Below are 21,271 nucleotides of genomic sequence, written 5' to 3'. Positions count from 1 at the left end.
GGGGTGGCCGACGCGACGCTGAGCAGCAGCAGTACCGAGGCTGTCACCGGTCGGCAACTTACGGCGACCAACAGCAACGTGACCTCGGCCCAGAACACCGCCAATGCCGCGCAGACGACGGCCAATGCGGCCAGGACCACTGCGGACAACGCGCTGGGCAGGGCCACGGCATTGAGTGGACTTGTCAGCCAGCTATCGGCGACGGGCAACATGCGTCTGGGCGCAGACAATGCCGGTACCGTGGTGGATGTGGCCAACAAGGATGGCGCGAAACGGCGCATCAACAACGTCGCCAATGGCGTGCTGAGCAGCACCAGCACCGACGTCGTGACCGGACAGCAGCTTCATGCCACCAACCAGACTGTTTCCTCGCAGGGCCAGTCGCTGGCACTGCACGGCCAGCAACTGGCAGCGCATACCCAGGCCCTGGCGGCACAGGACCAGCGCGTTGCGACCAACCGTGCCGACATCGATCAGCTTCGTACCGACGTGGACAACTTCGATCCGGATCTGGATGGGGTGGTGAAGTTCAGTCCCGATCGCCTGCTTGTGGACATGGAAGGTGCGCGCATATCGGGAGTGGCTGCGGGAGATGTCAGCTCTGCGGCCAGTACCGATGCGGTGAATGGTGGGCAGTTGTTCTTGACCAATGCTCGTGTCGGAGAGCTCGAGCGCGAGGGGCGATTCCTGAGTGTTGGCTTTGACAATGAGAGCGTTGATGCCAATGCGGGATTGCTTGGGATCGCCTTGGGGGACTCCGCAAGAGCTTCGGTGGGTTCTGAGGGCGGGGTAGCTATAGGAAGTTTTGCGCTTGCAGATGCTGTGAACTCAGTCGCGCTAGGAAGGGGGGCCGTTGTTGCAGAGTCTGCAGAAGGCGCATTTGCGTTGGGTGTCGGTTCCAACGTATATGCAAGACAAGGCGTAGCGTTTGGTGCATCGAGCCGTGTCATGGCAGGCGCTGACGGTGCTGTGGCGCTGGGTTCATATTCAATTGCAACGGAAGCAAATACTGTTTCAGTGGGGAACGGTTCTATAAAGCGCCGGGTGGTGAACCTTGATCGTGGTGTTTCCGATCATGATGCAACCACCGTCTCACAGCTCAAGGACTCACTGACTGCTTTTGGGGGTGGGGCAGGGATGGATGGAGATGGCCTCGTTGTAGCCCCAAGCTACAACGTCCAAGGGGGTACGCAGAGCAATGTAGGGGACGCATTGGCCGTGCTCGATGGCGCAGTGATCAAGGCCAGAAGTCGCGTGGATGGCGTTGAAAGCCAGTTGCGCGCGACGTTCCAACAGTCGCCATCAATCAGCGCAGATGGAATCGGCAGACTGAACCTGGCTGGTGCGCAGGGCATGGTTCTGTCGAATCTTGCCGATGGGCGTATTGCTGCGGGTAGTCGTGATGCGGTGACTGGGAGTCAGCTGCATGCCACAGAGCAGAAGATTGAGCGTAATAGACGCGACTTGGATGCAATGCAGCGCGACTGGAGCTCGGATCAGAATAGTCTGCTGAGTGAGGCCAGAGATGGAAACCTCATCGATTTCGGCGGCGCACGACTGACCGGTGTCGACGATGCGCACCTCTCCGCTGATAGTTCGGATGTGGTGCGTGGGAGCCAGTTGTATGCAACAAACCTGAGACTGAACTCTATCGAAGACAGAAGCGGCAACATTGCATTTGGCTGGATGCCCGAGGAAGGACAGTATCCAGCTGAAGCGGGCCCGGCTGGGTTGGCTGTTGGCAAGAATGCAAAAGCGTCATTGCGTTCAGAAGGCGGCGTCGCCGTAGGCGCATGGGCAACGGCTGGAGGGAAGAACTCGGTAGCCTTGGGACGCGCCTCCTACGTCCATGAACAAGCGGAAGAAGGCTTCGCTTTGGGTGTCCGGACGCAGGTCGCTGCTAAAGGGGGCATTGCTCTGGGTGCAAGGAGTGAGGTCCGTTCTAATGCCAGTAATTCGGTTGCCATTGGCTACCAATCCATCGCCAATGATGCAGACACTGTGTCCTTCGGAAATGACTGGCTGAAGCGCCGCCTCACCGGCGTAGCCAACGGCCGCAACACCAGCGACGCCGCCACCATCGGCCAGCTCCGTGGCGCACTGTCCACCCTCGGCGGCAACATCGACGCCAACGGCAACGTCACCACCCCCGGCTTCAACGTCCAGGGCCAGCACCAGAACACCGTCAACGAAGCCCTCGCCACGCTCGACTCGGCCGTAGTCACCACCGGCTCCCGCGTTGATCGCGTGGAAACCCAGCTCCGCTCGGTGTTCCAGGAATCTCCGTCCATCCGCAGCGACGGTACCGCCCAGCTCACCCTGGCCGGCGCCAACGGCATGGTCATCTCCAACGTCGCCAATGGTCTGATCGCCGCCGGCAGCCGCGAGGCGGTCAACGGCGGCCAGCTGCATGCCGTGCAGCAGCAGCTCAATGGTCGCATCGATGGCTTGGAGCAGCGCGTGGACGGCCAGCCGCAGGCGCGTGCGATGGCCACGGCGTCAGCAGCGCCGACCGAAGAGATCATGCCAAGCCCGGAAGCCAGCGGTTCGCCGCAGGTCGCTTCGGCGGGCGAGGGCGCTTCGCCTGCACCGCAGCCAACGTCGAAGAAGAACGAATCGCCCGCGCCCACGCCGCAGGTTGATACCGCCGAGCTGGAAAAGATGCTGGCCCGCGCCAACGAGTACACCGATGGTGCGATCAGCAACGTCGAGCGCCGCCTGGACAAGATGGACAAGCGCTTCAACCGCATGGCGGCGATGAGCAGTGCGCAGACGGCCATGGCCATGAACACCGCCGGCCTGGCCACCTACAACCGCCTTGGCGCGGGCGTGGGCTACGCCGAGGGCGAGTCGGCCATGGCGGTGGGCTACCAGCGCGTACTCAACGACAAGGGCTCAGCCACCTTCAGCCTCAATGGTGCCTTCACCAACAGCGGTGAACGCAGCATGGGCGTGGGTGTGGGCATCGGCTGGTAAGCCATGGCGCCCCGGTGTGGTGCGCGTAACGAGCCCCGCCGCGCCGGGGCCATTGCAGAGGAGGTTGCAATGTATCGCTTCATGAGCCGCTTCATGACCTATCGGCGCTACTACCTGTGGCGCGCCCGCATCCGCTATTTCACCCACGACATGGATACGTGGACGCTGGCCTGCCTGGTGCTGATGGTCTGCATGGGGTTGATGGTGTGGGGGTTCTGGCGCGTGGTGAACGTGCCGCAGCCGCGCATCCATCCGCAGGCCGCGGCCGTGCGGGTGGAAGTGCTGACCGACGAAGCGATCCATCGCATCGTGCTGGTGCGCCACGGTGGCACCACGCCGGGTCATCCCTTCTACAGTGCTGCGGAGATCCGCGGCAGCACCCAGCGCACGCTGCGGGTCCGGCAGACCCTGCAGGACCCGGTGGCGATGAAGCTGCAGGCGGACATGTACGCCGACATCGCCGACTACATCAACGCGACCGGTGCCTGCATGCCCTTTCCCTGCCGCCGCGTGAGTTTCCGCATCGAACAGCTGCAGCGGTCGGGGTACGAGAGTGCCGTGCGCAACAAGGCGCTGGCCGAGATCCTGCAGGTGCCGTGGTACCTGGTGCCGAACCTTGATGGCGAACGCACGCGCGTGCGCAGTGGCTGGGCCGATGACTTCCAGGATGTGTATGCGCACGCCTGGAACCTGGATGACCTGCAGAAGATGCATGCGCGCATGATGGCCGAGTACCCGTACCGTGCGGCGGTGCCGTGGCTGGCACGGCTGGCGACCCCTGCCGAGGAACAACTGGTCTTCCCGTAGCGCCGGGCCATGCCCGGCTGCTCTTGGCGCAGAGCCGGGCACAGGCCCGGCTCTGCCAGGTTCAGCCGCCGATGTAGGCGGTGATTTCCATCTCGGCCAGCAGCTGCCGCAACTGCGTGGCCGACGCCCGCCGCATGGGTTTCTCATCCACCGGCGACAGCGGGGCCTGGCGCAACGCATCGTAGGGCAGCACGGCCAGGTCGAAGGTCAGGTCTTCGGCACTGAACACCCACACCGGCACATCCAGGTTGCGCTCACGGTCCATCCGCAGGCGCCGGGTACGTGATTCGGCGGGGATGCGGTGTTCGTCCAGGAAGCGATGCACGGCTTCCGGGTCGTCACTGTGCAGGTGCAACTGCACGGGGCTGTTGGCATCGGCGGTGCCGTCCAGTACCGGACCAGCAAGGCGAGGCGAGAACCCGTGCAGGAATTCCAGCGCCCGCAACGCGGATTCGCGCCGCCGCTGCAGCTCGCTGCCGTGTTGTGGGCCGGAGAACAGCCGCTGGTACTCGCGCAGGGCCTGTTCGATCTCGACGTTGCGGGGCAGGGAAGCATCGTCGTGGATGCCAAGACGGCTGGCAGCCTTGAGCTTGGCCTGGTGGAAGTCGCGGATTCCGCCTTCGGCCATCAGCCGGGCGGCTTCGTGGGCGAGGCGATGACGCCGTTCGCGGGTCTGGCTGGCAGCATGCTGGTGAGCGCGGTGCATGCGATGACTCCCTGTTGCGACCTGGCTACAGACTAGCGCAGGCGTGTGACATCTGCGTGGGCGAAGGCAACGGCGCCGCTACGCTCGCCGGGCATGGCCCGGCGCTACCGGAAGAGGGTGCCCGACGGATGCGGCTTGGTAGCGCCGGGCCATGCCCGGCGGATGCATCGGTGCCAACCAACGGTTGGCACCCACCCAGCCTGGCTTCAGAAGATATCGAACGCGGCCGCGTCGGCCTGCGGGGTGCTCTGCAGGTTGAGGTCGTAGTCGGTCAGGCGGTCCATGTCTTCCACCTTCACCCACTCCACCGCACCGTTGAGGGTGGCCTGGACCATCCCGCTCGGCGGTTCGTTCTGTGCGATCGGGGTGTCCTTCAGCGCAGTGCGCATGTAGTCGATCCAGATCGGCAGGGCCGCCTTGCCACCGTATTCGCGGTAGCCCAGCGAGCGGAAGTCGTCGCGGCCCACCCACACGGTGGTCACGTACGGGCCGCCGAAGCCGGAGAACCAGGCGTCACGGTGGTCGTTGGTGGAGCCGGTCTTGCCACCCACGTCTTCGCGGCCGAGTACCTTGGCCTGCGCGCCGGTGCCGCGCTGGACCACGTCGCGCATCATCGACACCAGCTGGTAGGCGGTGCGGGCGTCGATCGCACGCGGTGCGGTACGCGCGTCCGGGTTGGCCGGCGCGGCCGGCGTTTCGGTCTTGGCTTCCGGCTTGGCGGCGGCCGTGGCATCGACCTTGGGTGCCGGGGCGCCGAAGTTGAAGCCGTCCACGACCTGGTTCACCGGCTGGTCGCTGCTGCCAGCGCAGTCGCGGCAGGCCATCGCCGGGTTTTCCTTGAACACCAGGTTGCCATCGCGGTCGTTGACCTGGTCGATCAGCCAGGTGTCCACGCGCGAGCCGCCGTTGGCGAACACGGCATAGCCACGGGCCACCGACAGTGGGGTCAGCGAGGCGGTACCCAGCGACATCGACAGGTTCGGCGGCAGCTCGGATTCGGCAAAGCCGAACTGGCTGATGTACTTTCGCGCGTAGTCCACGCCCATGCCATCAAGCAGGCGCACCGAGACCAGGTTGCGCGACTGCACCAGCGCTTCGCGCAGGCGCATCGGGCCGCGGAAGCCGCCGCCGTCGTTCTGCGGTGCCCAGGTCTTGCCGCGACGGTCGCGGAACACGACTGGGGCGTCGAGCACGATCGAGGCCGGGTTGTAGCCCTTGTCGAAGGCGGCCGCGTAGACGAACGGCTTGAAGCTCGAACCGGGCTGGCGACGGGCCTGGGTGGCACGGTTGAACTTGTTGCCGGAGAAGCTGAAGCCGCCGACCAGCGCCTTCAGGGCGCCGCTGTGGGCGTCCAGCGAGACCAGCGCGGACTGGCCGCGCGGGAGCTGGTCGAGCAGCCATTCGCCCTCTTTGGCGCCAGCGCGCACGCGCACGATGTCGCCACGCTGCACCAGCTTGGCCGGGCTCTTGTTGGTCCACTTGGCGGCGCCGGCCGGCAGCACGATCTCGCTGCGGTTGGCCAGCACCACGGTGGCGCTGCCGTCGGCGCCGGTGCTGGCGACGATCGCCGGCAGCAGGCCGGCCTGGCCGAACATGCCGCGCAGGTGCACGGCCAGAGCGGCGGCATCATCGCCCGCGCCCAACTGCACCTGCTTCTCCACGCCGTGCCAGCCGTGGCGGTGGTCGTACAGCAGCAGGCCGTCGCGCACCGACAGGTTGGCGGCGGTCTGCAGGGTCGAATCGATCGTGGTGGTGACGTGGTAGCCCTTGTTGACCACGTCGCCGCCAAAGCGGGCGATCATTTCCTGGCGCACCAGCTCGGCCACGTACGGGGCATCGACCTGCACCGGCGGCTCGTGGGCGGTGGCGTGCATCGGTACGGCCTTGGCCGCATCGGCCTCGGCCTGGCTGACGAACTTCAGGTCGGCCATACGCTGCAGCACATAATTGTCACGGCGCTGGCGTGCGCGCTCCGGGTTGGAGATCGGGTTGCCCGAGGACGGGAACTTGGGGATGCCGGCCAGCGAGGCCATCTCGTCCAGGTCCAGTTCGCCCAGCTTCTTGCCGTAGTAGAACTCGGCGGCGGCGGCCACGCCGTAGGCGCGGTTGCCGAAGAAACTCTTGTTCAGGTACAGCTCGAAGATCTCGTCCTTGCTCAGCTCGGACTCGATCTTGCGCGCCAGCAGGATCTCGGCCAGCTTGCGGGTATAGCTGTACTCGGAGCTGAGGAAGAACTGGCGGGCCACCTGCTGGGTGATGGTGGAGCCACCGGGCACGCGCTTGTCGTTGGTGGTGGCCAGCAGCCACACCGCGCGACCGATGCCCTTGTAGTCCACGCCACCGTGCTCGTAGAAACGGGCATCCTCGGTGGCCAGGAACGCCTGCTTCAGCTTCTCCGGCACGTCCTTCATGGTGATGGGGGTACGCCGGGTCTCGCCGAACACCGCCATGAGCTTGCCGTCGGCAGCGTAGACGTACATCGGCTCCTGCATTTCCACGTCGCGCAGGGTCTGCACGTCGGGAAGCTTGGAAGAAACGGCGTAGTACAGGCCGCCAACGGCGGCCGCTCCGACCAGCGCCAGGACCAGGACAACAAGAAAGATCCAGCGCAGCCAGCGGCGGAGACGGGTCATCGGTGTCAGATTCCGATTGCGAATTTCGTGGTCGCAGAGTATAGATTACGCAAGGTGGCGGCTGGGGCCGGCACTGGGGAGTGCAAGGGGACGCCAGGGGCTGCGTGTTCATCCTGTGAGGGATGTCACAGCAGGGCGGTTGCCATTTGCTAAGAATACGTTATTAATGCGCGGACGCAGCTCTTGCGTCCAAGTGCCCGTCGGCAGGGGAGAAACCGTGGGGCTCATCCCAAAAAGTCAGTCGCCGCTCATTGGCGTCGACATCAGTTCGACTGCGGTAAAGCTCTTGCAGCTTTCCCGCAGCGGCAACCGTTTCCGTGTGGAACACTATGCCGTGGAACCACTGCCGCCGAACGCGGTGGTGGAGAAGAACATCGTCGAAGTGGAGGCCGTGGGAGAGGCCATCCGCCGGGCGATGAACCGTTCCGGCAGCAAGGCCAAGCTGGCCGCTGCGGCCGTGGCCGGTTCGGCGGTGATCACCAAGGTGATCCCGATGCCGGCCGACCTGGACGAGAACGACATGGAAGCCCAGATCGAGCTGGAAGCGGTCAACTACATTCCGTATCCGATCGAGGAAGTGAACCTGGACTTCGAGGTGATCGGGGCGATCCCGAACAACCCGGAAATGGTCCAGGTGCTGCTGGCGGCCTCGCGTTCGGAAAACGTCGAACTGCGCCAGTCGGCGCTGGAACTGGGCGGCCTGCAGGCCAAGGTGATGGACGTGGAGGCCTTCGCGGTCGAGAACGCCTTCGCCCTGGTGGCCAGCGAGCTGCCGGTGTCGGCCGAGGGCGTGGTCGCGCTGGTCGATATCGGCGCCACCATGACCACCCTCAACGTGCTGCGTGGTGGTCGCAGCCTGTACAGCCGCGAACAGGTGTTCGGCGGCAAGCAGCTGACCGACGAGATCATGCGCCGCTATGGCCTGAGCTACGAGGAAGCCGGTCTGGCCAAGCGCCAGGGCGGGCTGCCGGAAAGCTATGAGATGGAAGTGCTGGAGCCGTTCAAGGAAGCCACGGTCCAGCAGATCAGCCGCCTGCTGCAGTTCTTCTACGCCGGCAGCGAATTCAACCGCGTCGATCACATCGTGCTGGCTGGGGGCTGTGCTGCCCTTGCAGGCCTGCCGGAGATGGTCGAGGAACAGCTGGGCGTGCCGACCGTGGTCGCCAACCCGCTGGCACAGATGACCCTGGGGCCGAAGGTGCAGGCGCACGCGCTGGCACAGGACGCCCCCGCGCTGATGATCGCGACCGGTCTGGCGCTGAGGAGCTTTGACTGATGGCACGCATCAATCTATTGCCCTGGCGCGCCGAACGGCGCAAGCAGCGCCAGCGCGAGTTCGGCATCATGCTGGGCATGGCCGCCCTGGGTGGCCTGCTGCTGTCGCTGTTGATCTGGTTCTACTACGACATGCAGGTCAGTGGGCAGAATGACCGCAATTCCTACCTGCAGACCGAAATCGACAAGGTCAAGGAACAGAACAAGGAAATCGACCGCCTCGACGAGCAGAAGAATCGACTGCTGGCCCGCAAGGCCGTGATCGAGCAGCTGCAGGCCAAGCGTTCGCAGATGGTCCACCTGTTCGATGCGCTGGTCCGCACCATTCCCGATGGTGTGGTGCTCACCGCTCTGCAGCAGGAAGGCGACGTGTTGACCCTGGAGGGCCGCACCCAGTCCAACGCCCGTGTCTCGGCGTACATGCGCAACCTTGAGGTTTCCGGCTGGATGACCAATCCGGAGCTGTCGATCATCGAGGCGCGTGAGCCGGAGAAGGACAAGGATGGGCGCGCGACCGGCCCGGTGGCCGACATCAAGGCATTGCCGTACGTGTTCAAGGTCAAGGTCAAGCTGCCTGCGCAGAGCGAGGAAGCAGGCGCCACGCCGGGCCTGAACCCGGATGGCAGCGTGGCCGGCACCGCGCCGGCAGCGCCGACGGTCGCACCGCTCAGCGCCGGGCCCGATGCCGCAGCGCCGGCTGTCGCCGCACCGCCGCCGGGATCGACACCGGCACCGGCAGCGACGCCTGCGACCGCTCCTGCACAGGCCCCGGCACCGGCGGCAACGCCTGCGCCGGCCAAGCCCGCGCAGGCCGCACCGGCCACCAAGCCTGAGGGCAGCCGCCTGGCGCAGCCGCCGCAGGCCTTCCACGCCCCGCTGCAGGGGGATCGCGCATGAGCAAGAAAGTCGACATCAAGAACCTGGACTTCAATGACATCGGCAACTGGCCGAGGAACGCGAAGATCGTGTTCTGCTCGCTGATTGCCGTGGTGATCATGTTCGTGCTCTGGATGCTGCTGATCAGCGGCAAGCGCGAGGAGCTGGCGGGCCTGGAGTCGCGGGAAACCCAGCTGCGTGCCGAGTTCACCAAGGAACAGGAGCGCGCGGTCAACCTGGAGCCGCTGAAGCAGCAGCTGGCACAGATGGAGCAGGTGCTGCAGCAGATGCTGCGGCAGCTGCCCAGCAAGACCGAAATGCCGGACCTGATCATCGACATCTCGCAGACCGCGCTGTCCAGCGGCCTGGCCAACGAGCTGTTCGAGCCCGAACAGGAGCAGATCAAGGAGTTCTACGCCGAGAAGCCGATCAAGCTGCGGATGGTGGGCAGTTACCACCAGTTCGGCGCCTTCGTCAGCGGCGTGGCCTCGTTGCCACGGGTGGTGATCCTGACCATGCACGACATCAACCTCAAGCCGAAGGACAAGACCGGCGGCAACATCCGCGCCGGTGCGCTGGAACTGTCAGGCACGGTCAAGACCTACCGTTACCTGGATGAGGCCGAAGTCGCCGAACAGCAGAAGGCCGAAGCGGGCAAGGAGGAGAAGAAGTGATCGGTTCCTTCTTTGCACGTGGTGGGATGGTGTTGACGGTGCTGCTGCTGGCCGCCTGCGGTCGTGGCGTGACCAGCACGCCGGGTGATGCACCCAATCTGGAAAAGTGGGTTCAGAGCGAGCGTGCGCGACCGGCGCAGCCGCTGGAGCCGCTGCCGGTGATGCAGCAGTTCGAGACCTTTGAATACTCCGCGCAGGGCATGCGCGATCCGTTTACCGATGCCTGGACCAACCCGCAGCAGGGGAATGGGGGACTGCGGCCAGATCCAAACCGGCGCAAGGAGCCGATGGAAGGCTTCCCGCTGGACGCGCTGGACATGGTCGGCACCATCGGAACAGGCGCCGGCACCGTGGCGCTGGTGATGGGGCCGGACAAGGTGACCTATCGGGTGCGTCCCGGCGGTTACCTGGGGCAGAGCGACGGGCGGGTCACCGCGGTCTTTGAAGACCGCGTGGAGCTGATCGAACTGGTGCCGGATGGCGCGGGTGGCTGGCTGGAACGTCCAGCAACGCTCGCGCTGGAAGATCAATGATCGTTTACTGGGGATAGCACGATGACCTTTCACCAAGCCAAGGGGCTGCGTCCCATCCGGCGCTCTACCTTGAACCGCATCAGCGCGCTGGGAGTCGCGTTGATGCTGGCCTGCGCTCCGGCGCTGGCCGCCGCACCGTCGGAAAAGCCGGCCGGCACGGCGCTGGCGGCCACGCCAGCCGCGGCACCGGCAGGCCTGTCGGTCGCACGCATCGATTTCAAGCGTGGCGATGACGGCGCGGGCCGCCTGATCCTGCAGTTCGACGGCCAGGGCGCCATGCCCGACCTGCGCAGCCAGGGCAACAGCGTGGTGGTCGATGTCGGCAACGCACGCCTGCCGGCCAACCTGCAGAAGCCGATGAACGTCACCGACTTCGCTACCCCGGTGCAGCGCATCGATGCCAAGCCGTCCGGGGCCGGTACCCAGCTGGTGCTCAGCACGGGCGGTCCGGTCGAGTCGCTGGCCTACCAGAGTGGCAACGAGTACGTGGTGGAGATCAGCCCGCGGCAGGCCCAGGCCGCCGTTGGTGCAGTCACTGCCGGCAGCGTGACCCAGGCTGCCAAGGGCGTGCCGCAGCGCGGCTACGCCGGCAAGCCGGTGACCTTCAACTTCCAGGACGTGCCGGTGCGCACCGTGCTGCAGTTGATCGCCGAAGAGTCGAATCTGAACGTGGTGGCCTCCGACTCGGTGCAGGGCAATGTGACCCTGCGCCTGGTCAACGTGCCGTGGGACCAGGCGCTGGATATCGTGCTGCGTGCCAAGGGCCTGGACAAGCGTCGTGATGGCAGCGTGGTGTGGGTTGCGCCGCAGTCCGAGCTGGCCAAGTTCGAGCAGGAGAAGGAAGACGCGCGCATCGCCATCGAGAACCGCGAAGACCTGGTGACCGACTACGTCCAGATCAACTACCACAGTGCCACGCAGATCTTCAAAGCGCTGACCGAGGCCAAGGGTATTGGCGGCAACAACGCCGGTGGCGGTGGCCAGGGTGGCAGTGGCTCGATGTCGCAGGAAGACAGTGGGTTCCTGTCCTCGCGTGGCCGAATCGTGGCAGATGAACGCACCAACACGCTGATGATCAGCGATATCCCGAAGAAGATCGCGCGCATGCGTGAGCTGATCAACGTGATCGATCGCCCGGTCGACCAGGTGCTGATCGAAAGCCGCATCGTCATTGCCACCGACACGTTTGCCCGTGAACTGGGCGCCAAGTTCGGTGTCAGCGGCAGCCGCGACAACGTGTACTTCAGCGGCAACCTGGACGCCAATGCCAAGACCCGCCAGTCGCAGGTGGACGCCGACAACACCAACGCCAAAGCCGAGCGCGATTGGATTGCCGGTGGTCGCGTGGGCCCACCGCCGGTATCGGTCGGGTCGGCCATCACCCGCGGCCTGAACTGGAACCTGCCGGTGGCTGCCACCAGCAACCCGGGCTCGCTTGCACTGTCCATCCTCAACGCTGGCTACCTGCTGGATGTCGAGCTGTCGGCCATGCAGGAAGAGTCGCGTGGCGAAGTGATCTCCAACCCGCGCGTGGTCACCACCAATCAGCGCGAAGCGTTGATCAAGCAGGGTAAGGAAATCGGCTACGTCACCATCAGTGCCAGTGGTTCGGGTGGCGTGGCCACCCCGAACGTGCAGTTCAAGGAAGTAGTGCTCGAGTTGAAGGTCACCCCGACCATCACCAACGACAACCGCGTGTTCCTCAACATGGCGGTGAAGAAGGATGAGGTCGAAAGCTACATCGTGCTGGAAGGCTACGGCCAGGTGCCGAACATCAACCGCCGCGAGGTCAATACCGCCGTGCTGGTGGAAGATGGCCAGACCGTGGTGATCGGTGGCGTGTATGAGTTCACCGACCGCAACAGTGTCAGCAAGGTGCCGTTCCTGGGCGACGTACCATTCCTCGGCAACCTGTTCAAGAAGCGTGGCCGCAACAAGGACAAGGCCGAACTGCTGGTGTTCGTGACTCCGAAGGTCCTGCGCGTGGCCCGCCAGAACTGAGGCATCGCATCTGTTGCATCCGACCGGGGCCGCCACGTGCGGCCCCGCGTCGTTTGTGCGGAAAGATCGACGATGGATCCACCGCATACCCAGTGGATCCACGCCTCGCCTCCCCAGTAGATCCACGCCATGCGTGGATAGGGCATGGGGGGATCCACTCCATGCCCAATGGATCGGCCATGCGCGGGGGCCGTTCAGCCGTTCTTGATGCCAGTAGCCGGACGGCCTGCGATGATGTGGGGAACCCGAGCCATCCTGCGCCGGTCAAAGGCCCCCATGAACCTGCCTCCGCCGATGCCCGAATCCATTTCTCCGCCGCCTGCCCCCACCACCTCGCGCCTGCTTGCGGCCTTCAGCAATCTGCGCGATGCACTGTCGGCCGAGATCGTCGGCCAGGCGGCGCTGGTCGAACGCCTGCTCATTGCCTTGCTGGCCGATGGCCACCTGCTGGTGGAAGGTGCCCCGGGCCTGGCCAAGACCACGGCCATCCGGGCCTTGGCGGCGCGGCTGGAAGCAGACTTCGCACGTGTGCAGTTCACGCCGGACCTGCTGCCGTCGGACCTGACCGGCACCGAGATCTGGCGCCCGCAGGAAGGCCGCTTCGAGTTCGTGCCCGGACCGATCTTCCATCCGATCCTGCTGGCCGATGAAATCAACCGCGCGCCGGCCAAGGTGCAGTCCGCGCTGCTGGAAGCCATGGGCGAGCGCCAGGTCACCGTCGGCCGCCACACCTATGCGCTGCCGTCGCTGTTCCTGGTGATGGCCACGCAGAACCCGATCGAGCAGGAAGGCACCTTCCCGCTGCCGGAAGCGCAGCTGGATCGTTTCCTGATGCACGTACGCATTGGTTATCCGGACCAGGCGGCCGAATCGGAAATCCTGCGGTTGGCCCGCGAGCGTGCCCGTGGTGCGCTTGGCGAGGCCGCAGCGGCGCCGGAAAAACTGCCGATGCAGGATGTCTTCGATGCGCGCCGCGAGGTGCTGGAGCTGCACATGGCCCCCGCGCTGGAACGCTACCTGATCGAGCTGGTACTGGCATCGCGTGACCCCTCGCGCTACGACGCGTCGCTGGCACGCCGCATCGCGTGGGGCGCCAGCCCGCGTGGCTCCATCGCGCTGGAGCGGTGCGCGCGCGCACGTGCATGGTTGGCCGGGCGTGATTTCGTCACCCCCGACGACGTGCGTGCCGTGGCCGCCGATGTGCTGCGCCATCGGGTTCTGCCCAGTTATGAAGCTACCGCCGAAGGCTGGGATGGTGAGCGCCTGGTGCAGGAACTGCTGGCCCGGGTACCGGCACCCTGAGTGCGCGCATGACCGGCACGACCAACGTACCCGCTCCGGGTGCCAGCGAAGGCGATGGCCTGCGACCGCAGCTGGCTGAACTGGTGGCTTTGCGCCGCCGGGCACAGCGTCCGTCGCCGCCTCGTCGTGGGCGCGCGGGCAGCGCCGGGCAAGCGCCTTCGCCGCTGCGCGGACGCGGCATGGAATATGCAGAATCGCGCGAATACGTGGCGGGCGACGACGCGCGCCACATCGACTGGCGCGTCACCGCGCGCACCGGGCGCACGCACACCAAATTGTTCCAGGCAGAACGCGAACGGGTCACCCTGATCGTTGCCGATACTTCACCTGCGCTGTACTTCGGTACCCGCGTGCGCTTCAAGTCGGTGCAGGCAGCACGCGCTGGCGCGGTTGCGGCATGGTCCGCACAGCGCCGCGGCGACCGCATCGGTGCATTGCGCGGTAGTGATCGCGAGGCGCCGATCGCGCCGGCCGGCGGTGCCCGCGGCGTACTGCGCGTACTCGATGCACTCACGCGCTGGTACGCGCAGCCACCTGCCGATGACCTTGGCCTGGAACGCGCGCTGGACCATGCCGGTCGGGTGCTGCGCCCCGGCGCCCGGATGCTGGTACTGGCCGATCCGCAGCAGGCGATCCGGATTCCGCCGGCGCGCTGGAGCGCGTTGGCCCAGCACCATGACCTGAGTCTGCTGCTGCTGGTCGATCCGCTTGAGTTGCAGCCGCCATCGGCGCCCCTGCAGTTTCTCGCCGCGCAGCAGCGCATCGGCCTGGACCTGCGCCGCAGCGACGTGCAGGCGCACTGGCAGGCGCATTTCGTTGAACCGCTGCAGCAGCTGCGCAGCCAGCTTGCCGCGCGTCGCGTCGATGTGCAGGTGCTGTCCACCGATGCGGCCAGCGACGCCTGGCTGGCACCGGCAGCGACGGAGGTGCCGGCATGAGTGCCTCCCTGCCACTGCGCGACGTGCAGTTGCCGCCCTCGCCAGCGTGGTGGCCACCTGCACCGGGCTGGCTGATGCTGATCGCATTGGTTCTGCTGTTGCTGGCCATCGTTGCTGCGGTGGCATGGCGTCGTCGCCGCCGCCGCCAGCAGTGGATGCGCGTGTTCGATCAGGAGATTGCGGCAGTGAACGGCGCGCCGTCGGAACTTGCGGCCATCGCCAGCCTGCTGCGGCGTGCGGCGCGTCAGGCGCGACCGGGAAGCGAGGCACTACGCGATGACGCGTGGTGGCGGTACGTCGATCCCAAAGACACCCTGCCGCGCGCGCAGCGCAACCTGCTGGCCGAGGGCGCTTATCGTCCACACGTGGATGCCGATGCCGTGGCTGACGTGCGCGCGTGGGCGCGGGCGCGCTACCTGGCCTTGCTGCAGGAGCGCCGCCGATGAGCGCGCTTGCGGCCTACTGGCCTTGGCCGGATCTGCAGCTGGCGTGGCCGCTGGCACTGCTGGCACTGCCGTTGCCGATCCTGATGCTGGCGTGGAAGCGGCGGGCCGATCCGGGCGCTGCGCTGCGTGTGCCGTACGCCGCTGCCGAACTGGAAGCACTGGCTGGGGGCGATCGTGTCGGCGTTTCCTGGCTGCGCAGTGGACTGCTGTGGCTGGGCTGGCTGGCGCTGTGCCTGGCCATGGCGCGCCCGCAGCAACTGGGTGAGGCGATCACGCCGCCGCAGGAGGGTCGGCAGATGATGCTGGCAATGGATGTGTCCGGCAGCATGAGCGAACCGGACATGGTGCTCGGCGCCCAGGCGGTGGAGCGCCTGACCGCCGCCAAGGCGGTGCTCGCTGATTTTCTCGACCGTCGTGCCGGCGACCGCGTCGGTCTGCTGGTATTCGGCGATCGTGCCTACACTCTTACGCCGTTGACCGCGGATCTGTCCAGCGTGCGCGATCAACTACGCGACAGCGTGGTCGGCCTTGCCGGGCGCGAGACGGCCATTGGCGATGCCATCGCACTGGCGGTCAAACGGCTGCGCAACCAACCCGAAGGGCAGCGTGTACTGATCCTGCTGACCGACGGCGTCAGCAACGCAGGTGTACTGGAACCCCTGCGCGCGGCCGAGCTGGCGCGTGCCGAAGGGGTGCGCGTGCACACCGTAGCCTTTGGCAGCGACGGTAGTGCACGGTTCTTCGGCATTCCCGTGGCCGCCGATCGCGATCCGGTGGATGAGGCAACGTTGCGCAGAATCGCCGAGATGACCGGCGGCCGCTTCTTCCGTGCGCGAGATACCGACCAGCTGGCCGGCATCTATGCCGAACTGGACAGGCTGGAGCCGATCGCGGCGAAGGGACCGACACTGCGTCCGCGCAACGAGCGCTATGCATGGCCACTGGCCGTCGCCTTGCTGCTGGGCGCATTGGCGTGGGCTTGGCCGGAGCGTCGCCGATGAGCGCCACTTTCCTGAAGATGCCCGACTGGAGCGCGTTCGATTGGAGTGCACTGCATTTCCTGCGGCCGGACGGCTTGTGGTTGCTGGCGGCACTGCCGTTGATCGTCGCGGTGGCCATCTACCGGCAACGGCGCAGTGACGCGTGGCGGCAGGCGGTCGACGCCCATCTGCTGTCGCACCTGCTGGCGGGCGAGGGCAAGCGACGCACGCGCCTGCCATGGGCATTGCTGCTGGGCTGGACCCTGGCGGCATTGGCGATGGCTGGCCCCAGCTGGCGGCAGCAGGCGCAGCCGATCTATCAGGCCAGTGCGCCGTTGGTGGTGGTGCTGGATCTCTCCAGCCGCATCACCGCGACCGACCTGCCACCCTCGCGCCTGCTGCAGGCGCGGGCAAAGATCGGTGCGCTGCTGCGCGCCCGTCAGGGCGGCCAGGTGGGCCTGGTGGTGTATGCCGAAGATGCCTATACCGTGGCGCCGTTGACCGACGACGCGGCCAACGTGGCGCTGTACCTGGACGCGCTGTCGCCGGAGGTGATGCCGCGTGATGGACAGCGCGCCGACCGTGGCATCGACTGGGCGGTCAGGTTGCTGCGGCAGACCGGTGCCCTGCGTGGCCAGATCCTCCTGGTCAGCGACCAGGCTGACAGCGAAGCGGCGCTTGCCGCAACGCAGGCGCGTGGCCTCGGCCTGCAGGTGTCGGTGCTGGGCCTGGGCACACCATCCGGCGCCGCTTATCGCGATGGTCAAGGCCAGATCGCACAGGCTGCGCTGGATGAAACCAGCCTGCGCGCCGTCGCCACCGCAGGCGGCGGGCGTTACCAGCGCATCGCCAGCGATGATCGCGACCTGAAGGCATTGGACGTGCTGGATGCCAGCGACGGCGGTGCGCTGCAGCGGCCCGGGCAGGCCCGGCAGTGGCAGGACGAAGGCTACTGGTTGTTGCCGCCGGTGATGCTGCTGGCACTGCTGGCGTTCCGTCGCCGCGCGGTGCTGGCGGCGGTGCTGGCCGTGGGTCTTCTGCCCTTGAGCGGGCAGTTGCAGGCACAGCCGCGCGCGCCCACAGCTGCGCCGGCCGCGGGCACGATGTGGGAACGTGCCGACCAGCGTGAGCATGCACGCCTGGCCGAGGGTGTGCAGGCGTACCGTCAAGGTGATTTCGCCACGGCCCGCAAGCAGTTCGAAGGCATCGACAGCGATGCGGGCTGGTACAACCTCGGCAATGTGCTTGCCCGCCAGGGCGACTACGACGGTGCCATCGCCGCCTACGACAAGGCCTTGGCGCGCCACCCGCAGATGGCGGACGCCGTCGCCAACCGTGCGGTGGTCGACGCCGCGCGCAAGCGCAAGTCGTCGTCGAACAACAGCCAGGGGCAGGGCAAGGGGCAGCAGAAGCCGCAGCAGGGACAGCAGCAGAATCAGCAAGGCCAGCAAGGTCAGCAGAATCAGCAGCAGGGCCAGCAAGGCCAGCAAGGCCAGCAGGGTCAGCCGCAACAAGGCACGCAGAATCCGCAACAGGGCCAGCAAGGCCAGCAGCAACCGCAGGGCCAGAAGGGCCAGCAGAACCCGGCATCTGCAGGTTCCGGCCAGCAGGGGGCGAAGCAGGAGCCGCAGGCAGCCGATGCGCAGGCCCAGGCGCAGGCCGATGCCCAGCAGCGCCAGCGCATGCAGCAGGCCCTGCAGCAGGCGCGTGCCGGCGAAGCCGGCAAGGCAGCAGTGCGCGGCGATGGCGGCACGCCGCAACAGCGTGAGGAACAGCAGGCCGTAGAGGCGTGGATGCGGCGCGTGCCGGATGATCCGGGGGCACTGCTGCGGGCCAAGTTCCAGTTGGAAAGCGAACGTAGAAAGAGGGAAGGGCGATGACAGGCATGGCGAGCAGGCAAATCCGGTGGCCCTTGCCTGTGCTGGCGATGCTGCTGCTGTGGCTGCCGATGGTGGCCATGGCGCAGACGCGCGCCTGGCTGGAGCAGGACAGCATCGCCGCCGGTGATGCGGTCACCCTGCACATCGAGACCGACCAGGGCGCGCCAGACTATGCACCGTTGAATGCCGATTTCGTGCTCAGTGCGCAGAGCAGCAACCGCCAGGTGCAGTGGAGCAATGGCGGTGTGCAGCAGCGCAACCTCTACACGGTTGCGTTGACGCCGCGCCGCACCGGTACGCTGCAGGTGCCTTCATTGCAGGTAGGCGCAGCACGCACGGTGCCCTTGGTGCTGCAGGTAAGTGATGCCGTGGTGGCCACCCCGCAGAGCAATGCCACCGCCTTCATCGAAACCGAGGTGGATGACCCGACGCCCTACGTGCAGCAGAGCGTGGGCGTGGTGGTCAGGCTGTACTTCGCCTCGCAGCTGGCATCGGGCGAACTGGTGCTCGACACACCCAGTGGCGCTTCGCTGCAGCGGGTGGGGGAGGATCGCAGCGAGGTGCGCCAGGTCAACGGCCGGCGCTACAACGTGGTCGAACGTCGCTTCCTGCTGATCCCCGAGCGCAGCGGGGCGTTGCGCCTGCCGGGCGCGCGCTTCACCGGCCGCAGTGCAGGTGGCTTCTTCGATGACTTCTTCGGGAGCGGTGGCGATGGCCGCATGAATGCCGTCGGTGCCGAACGCACGCTGCAGGTGCAGGCGCAACCGGCTCAGGCCGTGCAGCCGTGGCTGCCCCTGCACAGCCTGCAATTGCGCTACACCGCCGCACCCAGCAGTGCGCGCACGGGCGAAGCGGCCACCGTGATGGTCGAAGCGATCGCCAATGGCGCTACCCGGGCCCAGTTCACCGATCTGCCCGTGCCCGACCTCGGCGACGCCGCACAGGTGTTCGCCGAACCTGCCCAGTACGAGGAGACCTTCAACGGCAGCACGCCACGCCTGAAGATCACCCGTCGCTACTCGATCGTGCCGCGGCAGGTTGGATCCCTGCGTGTGCCGGGGCCGCGCGTGGCCTGGTGGAACGTGGACAGTGGCAGTGCCCTGCAGGCCAGCCTGCCGGATCTGGAACTGGCCGTGGCCGCAGGCGGGGCCGGCGCGCCGGTGGCACAACCGATCGATACCGATGCCGCGTTGCCGGGAGACGCCGCACCCGCCGCTGCATCCTCTCTCGCACCCACCGCAGCAGGTCCCCGGCCGTGGCCGTGGATGGCTGCCGCCGCAGGCCTGGCGCTGCTGTGGCTGTTGACCCTGGCATGGGGATGGCGACGTGGCCGCCGTGCCGTCGCCCACACCCGTCCGGTTCCCCGGCCAGGAGCCAGTGCCCCTGCAACGTCCTCGCGTGCCAGCGTGGCCGAGCTGCGCCGGGCGATCGATGGCGAGGGCTTTGACCAGGTAGAGGCGCTGCTGTGTTCGATGGCCGGCGTTGAACGCCTGGAACAGGTGATCGAGCGCCTGGCCGATCCGGCCCAGCGGCAGACCCTGCAGGCGTTGCAGCAGGCGCGCTGGGGCGGGATGGGGGATGTCAGCGCGCTGCGGGCCCGCCTGCGCGAAAGCTTCCGTGACGGACCGCACTGGTCGGGTGCCACCGGCGCCGTCGACACTGGGCTGCCGCCGCTGTATCCGCCGCGGCAACCCTGAACCGGCGCGGCTTGCGCGCTTTGTTAGAGTAGATTCATTTTTCGAGGAATCCCGCGCATGACAGCAGCTGCTGCCGACAAGAAGAAGTTGCCCCTGCATTGGAAGATGGGCATCGGCTTTGCGATCGGCCTGGTCCTGGGACTGATCGTGCATGCCCTGGGCGGCAGCGTCGACGGCCTGCAGACCGGTGCCAAGTGGGTAATGGACTACGTCACCACCCCGGCGTCGGGCCTGTTCCTCAACCTGATCTTCATGCTGATCGTGCCGCTGATCTTCTCGGCGCTGATCATGGGCGTGTCGGAGATGGGCGACATCCGCGCCCTTGGCCGCATCGGCTGGAAGACGCTGGCCTACACCGTGCTGCTGTCCGGCATCGCGGTGGGTATCGGCCTGGTGCTGGTCAACCTGCTCAAGCCCGGTGCCGGCGTCGACCCGCAGGTGGCCGCGCTGATGCTGTCGGAGAACGCCGAGCGCAGCAAGGAAATCGTTGCTGGCATCCATGGCACGCCGAAGGGCATGGACATGCTGCTGTCGATCGTGCCGAGCAACGTGCTGCAGGCTGCCTCCGACAATGGCGCGATCCTGTCGCTGATGTTCTTCGCGCTGATGTTCGGCATCGGCATGGTGCTGACCGACGAGGCCAAGGTCGCCCCGCTGCGTCGCGCCATCGAAGGCGTGTTTGAGATCTCGATGACCCTGATCAACCTGGTCATCCGCCTGGCGCCGTATGCAGTGGCCTGCTTCATGTTCAACCTGGCCGCGCTGTTCGGTTTCGATCTGATCATCCGCCTGGGTGCCTACGTGGGCGTGGTGGTGCTGGCGTTGGGCCTGCACATGGTGGTGACCTACGGCACCGCGGTATGGCTGTCGGGCCGTTCACCGCTGGCGTTCTTCCGCCAGACCCAGGAGGCCACGGTGATGGCCTTCTCCACCGCCTCCAGCAACGCCACCCTGCCGACCGCGCTGCGCGTGGCCGACCAGATGGGCCTGCCGCAGCGCGTGTCGCGCTTCGTGCTGACCGTGGGCGCCACCGCCAACCAGAACGGCACCGCACTGTTCGAGGGCGTGACGGTGATCTTCCTGGCCCAGTTCTTCGGTGTCGACCTGAGCATCGGCCAGCAGGTCATGGTGATGGCGGTCTGCATCCTTGGTGGTATCGGTACGGCCGGTGTGCCGTCCGGCTCGCTGCCGGTGGTGGCGATGATCTGTGCGATGGTCGGCGTCAATCCGCTGGGCATCGGCCTGATCCTGGGCGTGAACCACTTCCTGGACATGTGCCGCACTGCGCTGAACGTGACCGGCGACCTGGCCCTGACCACGCTGGTGGCCAAGGGCGAAGCGCCGGACACTCCGGCCGAGGCCGCTGCCGCCGCGGCCCGTCTGGACAACTGACCCAGGCAATACCTGATCGGGGTCGGATCCCTTTCCGCAGGAAGGGGCTCCGACCCCGCTTCATAGGCGGAATCCAGCGCAGATCACGACGTTGCCGGCCAACGGCCGGCACGACCGCCCCGGTCGACCTGACCCTGCCGGGCGTCTGTGGGACA

The 21,271-nt window shown here is 66.5% G+C and carries 17 protein-coding genes; 14 read left to right on the top strand and 3 right to left on the bottom strand.

Features of this window, described 5'->3' with window-relative positions:
- Positions 1-212 (bottom strand): hypothetical protein (locus tag ACUXVE_RS18710; protein ID WP_445514938.1); only part of this gene is annotated, 212 nt, incomplete at its 3' end.
- Here ACUXVE_RS18710 and ACUXVE_RS18705 point away from each other — a divergent pair.
- Together ACUXVE_RS18705 and ACUXVE_RS18700 are read left to right on the top strand one after the other, a co-directional pair.
- Complete coding sequence (locus tag ACUXVE_RS18705) at positions 211-2,976, top strand: YadA-like family protein (protein ID WP_445514937.1); 2,766 nt, start codon at positions 211-213, stop codon at positions 2,974-2,976. The two genes, ACUXVE_RS18710 and ACUXVE_RS18705, sit on opposite strands and share 2 nt — an antisense overlap.
- Positions 2,977-3,045: 69 nt before the next feature.
- Entirely contained in the window at positions 3,046-3,783 is a 738-nt protein-coding gene (locus ACUXVE_RS18700) for a hypothetical protein (protein WP_445514936.1), read from the top strand.
- 61 nt (positions 3,784-3,844) lie between these two features.
- Here ACUXVE_RS18700 and ACUXVE_RS18695 read toward each other — a convergent pair whose 3' ends face one another.
- On the bottom strand, positions 3,845-4,489 hold the full coding sequence (locus ACUXVE_RS18695; protein ID WP_033831892.1) for a hypothetical protein: 645 nt from the start codon (positions 4,487-4,489) through the stop codon (positions 3,845-3,847).
- Between the two features lie 206 nt (positions 4,490-4,695).
- A complete protein-coding gene (locus ACUXVE_RS18690) occupies positions 4,696-7,122 on the bottom strand; it encodes a penicillin-binding protein 1A (RefSeq protein WP_445514935.1) in 2,427 nt (808 codons plus the stop codon).
- A gap of 217 nt (positions 7,123-7,339) precedes the next feature.
- On the opposite strand from ACUXVE_RS18690, the gene ACUXVE_RS18685 reads away from it, so the two are divergent.
- The 12 genes from ACUXVE_RS18685 to ACUXVE_RS18630 all read left to right on the top strand — a co-directional run bounded on the left by ACUXVE_RS18685 (position 7,340) and on the right by ACUXVE_RS18630 (position 21,116).
- Complete coding sequence (locus ACUXVE_RS18685; RefSeq protein WP_032951624.1) at positions 7,340-8,398, top strand: pilus assembly protein PilM; 1,059 nt, start codon at positions 7,340-7,342, stop codon at positions 8,396-8,398.
- Positions 8,398-9,294: a PilN domain-containing protein gene (locus ACUXVE_RS18680; RefSeq protein ID WP_093817905.1), complete on the top strand. Its 897-nt coding sequence runs from the start codon at positions 8,398-8,400 to the stop codon at positions 9,292-9,294. Before ACUXVE_RS18685 ends, ACUXVE_RS18680 begins: the two co-directional genes overlap by 1 nt.
- Positions 9,291-9,947: a type IV pilus inner membrane component PilO gene (locus ACUXVE_RS18675; protein ID WP_093817904.1), complete on the top strand. Its 657-nt coding sequence runs from the start codon at positions 9,291-9,293 to the stop codon at positions 9,945-9,947. Before ACUXVE_RS18680 ends, ACUXVE_RS18675 begins: the two co-directional genes overlap by 4 nt.
- A 26-nt stretch (positions 9,948-9,973) precedes the next feature.
- On the top strand, positions 9,974-10,480 hold the full coding sequence (locus ACUXVE_RS18670) for a pilus assembly protein PilP (RefSeq protein ID WP_093818210.1): 507 nt from the start codon (positions 9,974-9,976) through the stop codon (positions 10,478-10,480).
- A 21-nt stretch (positions 10,481-10,501) separates the two neighbouring features.
- A complete protein-coding gene (locus ACUXVE_RS18665; RefSeq protein ID WP_140227851.1) occupies positions 10,502-12,481 on the top strand; it encodes a type IV pilus secretin PilQ in 1,980 nt (659 codons plus the stop codon).
- Positions 12,482-12,757: 276 nt separating this feature from the next.
- On the top strand, positions 12,758-13,783 hold the full coding sequence (locus ACUXVE_RS18660; protein WP_445514934.1) for an AAA family ATPase: 1,026 nt from the start codon (positions 12,758-12,760) through the stop codon (positions 13,781-13,783).
- 8 nt (positions 13,784-13,791) lie between these two features.
- On the top strand, positions 13,792-14,721 hold the full coding sequence (locus tag ACUXVE_RS18655; RefSeq protein WP_445514933.1) for a DUF58 domain-containing protein: 930 nt from the start codon (positions 13,792-13,794) through the stop codon (positions 14,719-14,721).
- Positions 14,718-15,167 carry a DUF4381 family protein gene (locus ACUXVE_RS18650; protein ID WP_445514932.1) on the top strand — a complete coding sequence of 150 codons (450 nt, stop codon included), beginning with the start codon at positions 14,718-14,720 and terminating at the stop codon, positions 15,165-15,167. The genes ACUXVE_RS18655 and ACUXVE_RS18650 overlap by 4 nt, the downstream gene beginning before the upstream one ends.
- Positions 15,164-16,168: a vWA domain-containing protein gene (locus ACUXVE_RS18645; RefSeq protein ID WP_445514931.1), complete on the top strand. Its 1,005-nt coding sequence runs from the start codon at positions 15,164-15,166 to the stop codon at positions 16,166-16,168. The genes ACUXVE_RS18650 and ACUXVE_RS18645 overlap by 4 nt, the downstream gene beginning before the upstream one ends.
- On the top strand, positions 16,165-18,027 hold the full coding sequence (locus ACUXVE_RS18640) for a tetratricopeptide repeat protein (RefSeq protein ID WP_445514930.1): 1,863 nt from the start codon (positions 16,165-16,167) through the stop codon (positions 18,025-18,027). The genes ACUXVE_RS18645 and ACUXVE_RS18640 overlap by 4 nt, the downstream gene beginning before the upstream one ends.
- On the top strand, positions 18,024-19,724 hold the full coding sequence (locus ACUXVE_RS18635) for a BatD family protein (protein ID WP_445514929.1): 1,701 nt from the start codon (positions 18,024-18,026) through the stop codon (positions 19,722-19,724). The genes ACUXVE_RS18640 and ACUXVE_RS18635 overlap by 4 nt, the downstream gene beginning before the upstream one ends.
- Positions 19,725-19,781: 57 nt before the next feature.
- A complete protein-coding gene (locus ACUXVE_RS18630) occupies positions 19,782-21,116 on the top strand; it encodes a dicarboxylate/amino acid:cation symporter (protein ID WP_033831880.1) in 1,335 nt (444 codons plus the stop codon).
- The last annotated feature ends 155 nt before the right edge of the window (positions 21,117-21,271 follow it).

The sequence above is a fragment of the Stenotrophomonas sp. 3(2025) genome (genome assembly GCF_052665395.1).
Note: the sequence above shows the minus strand (reverse complement) of the source record. Positions and strands in the feature narration are given on the sequence as shown.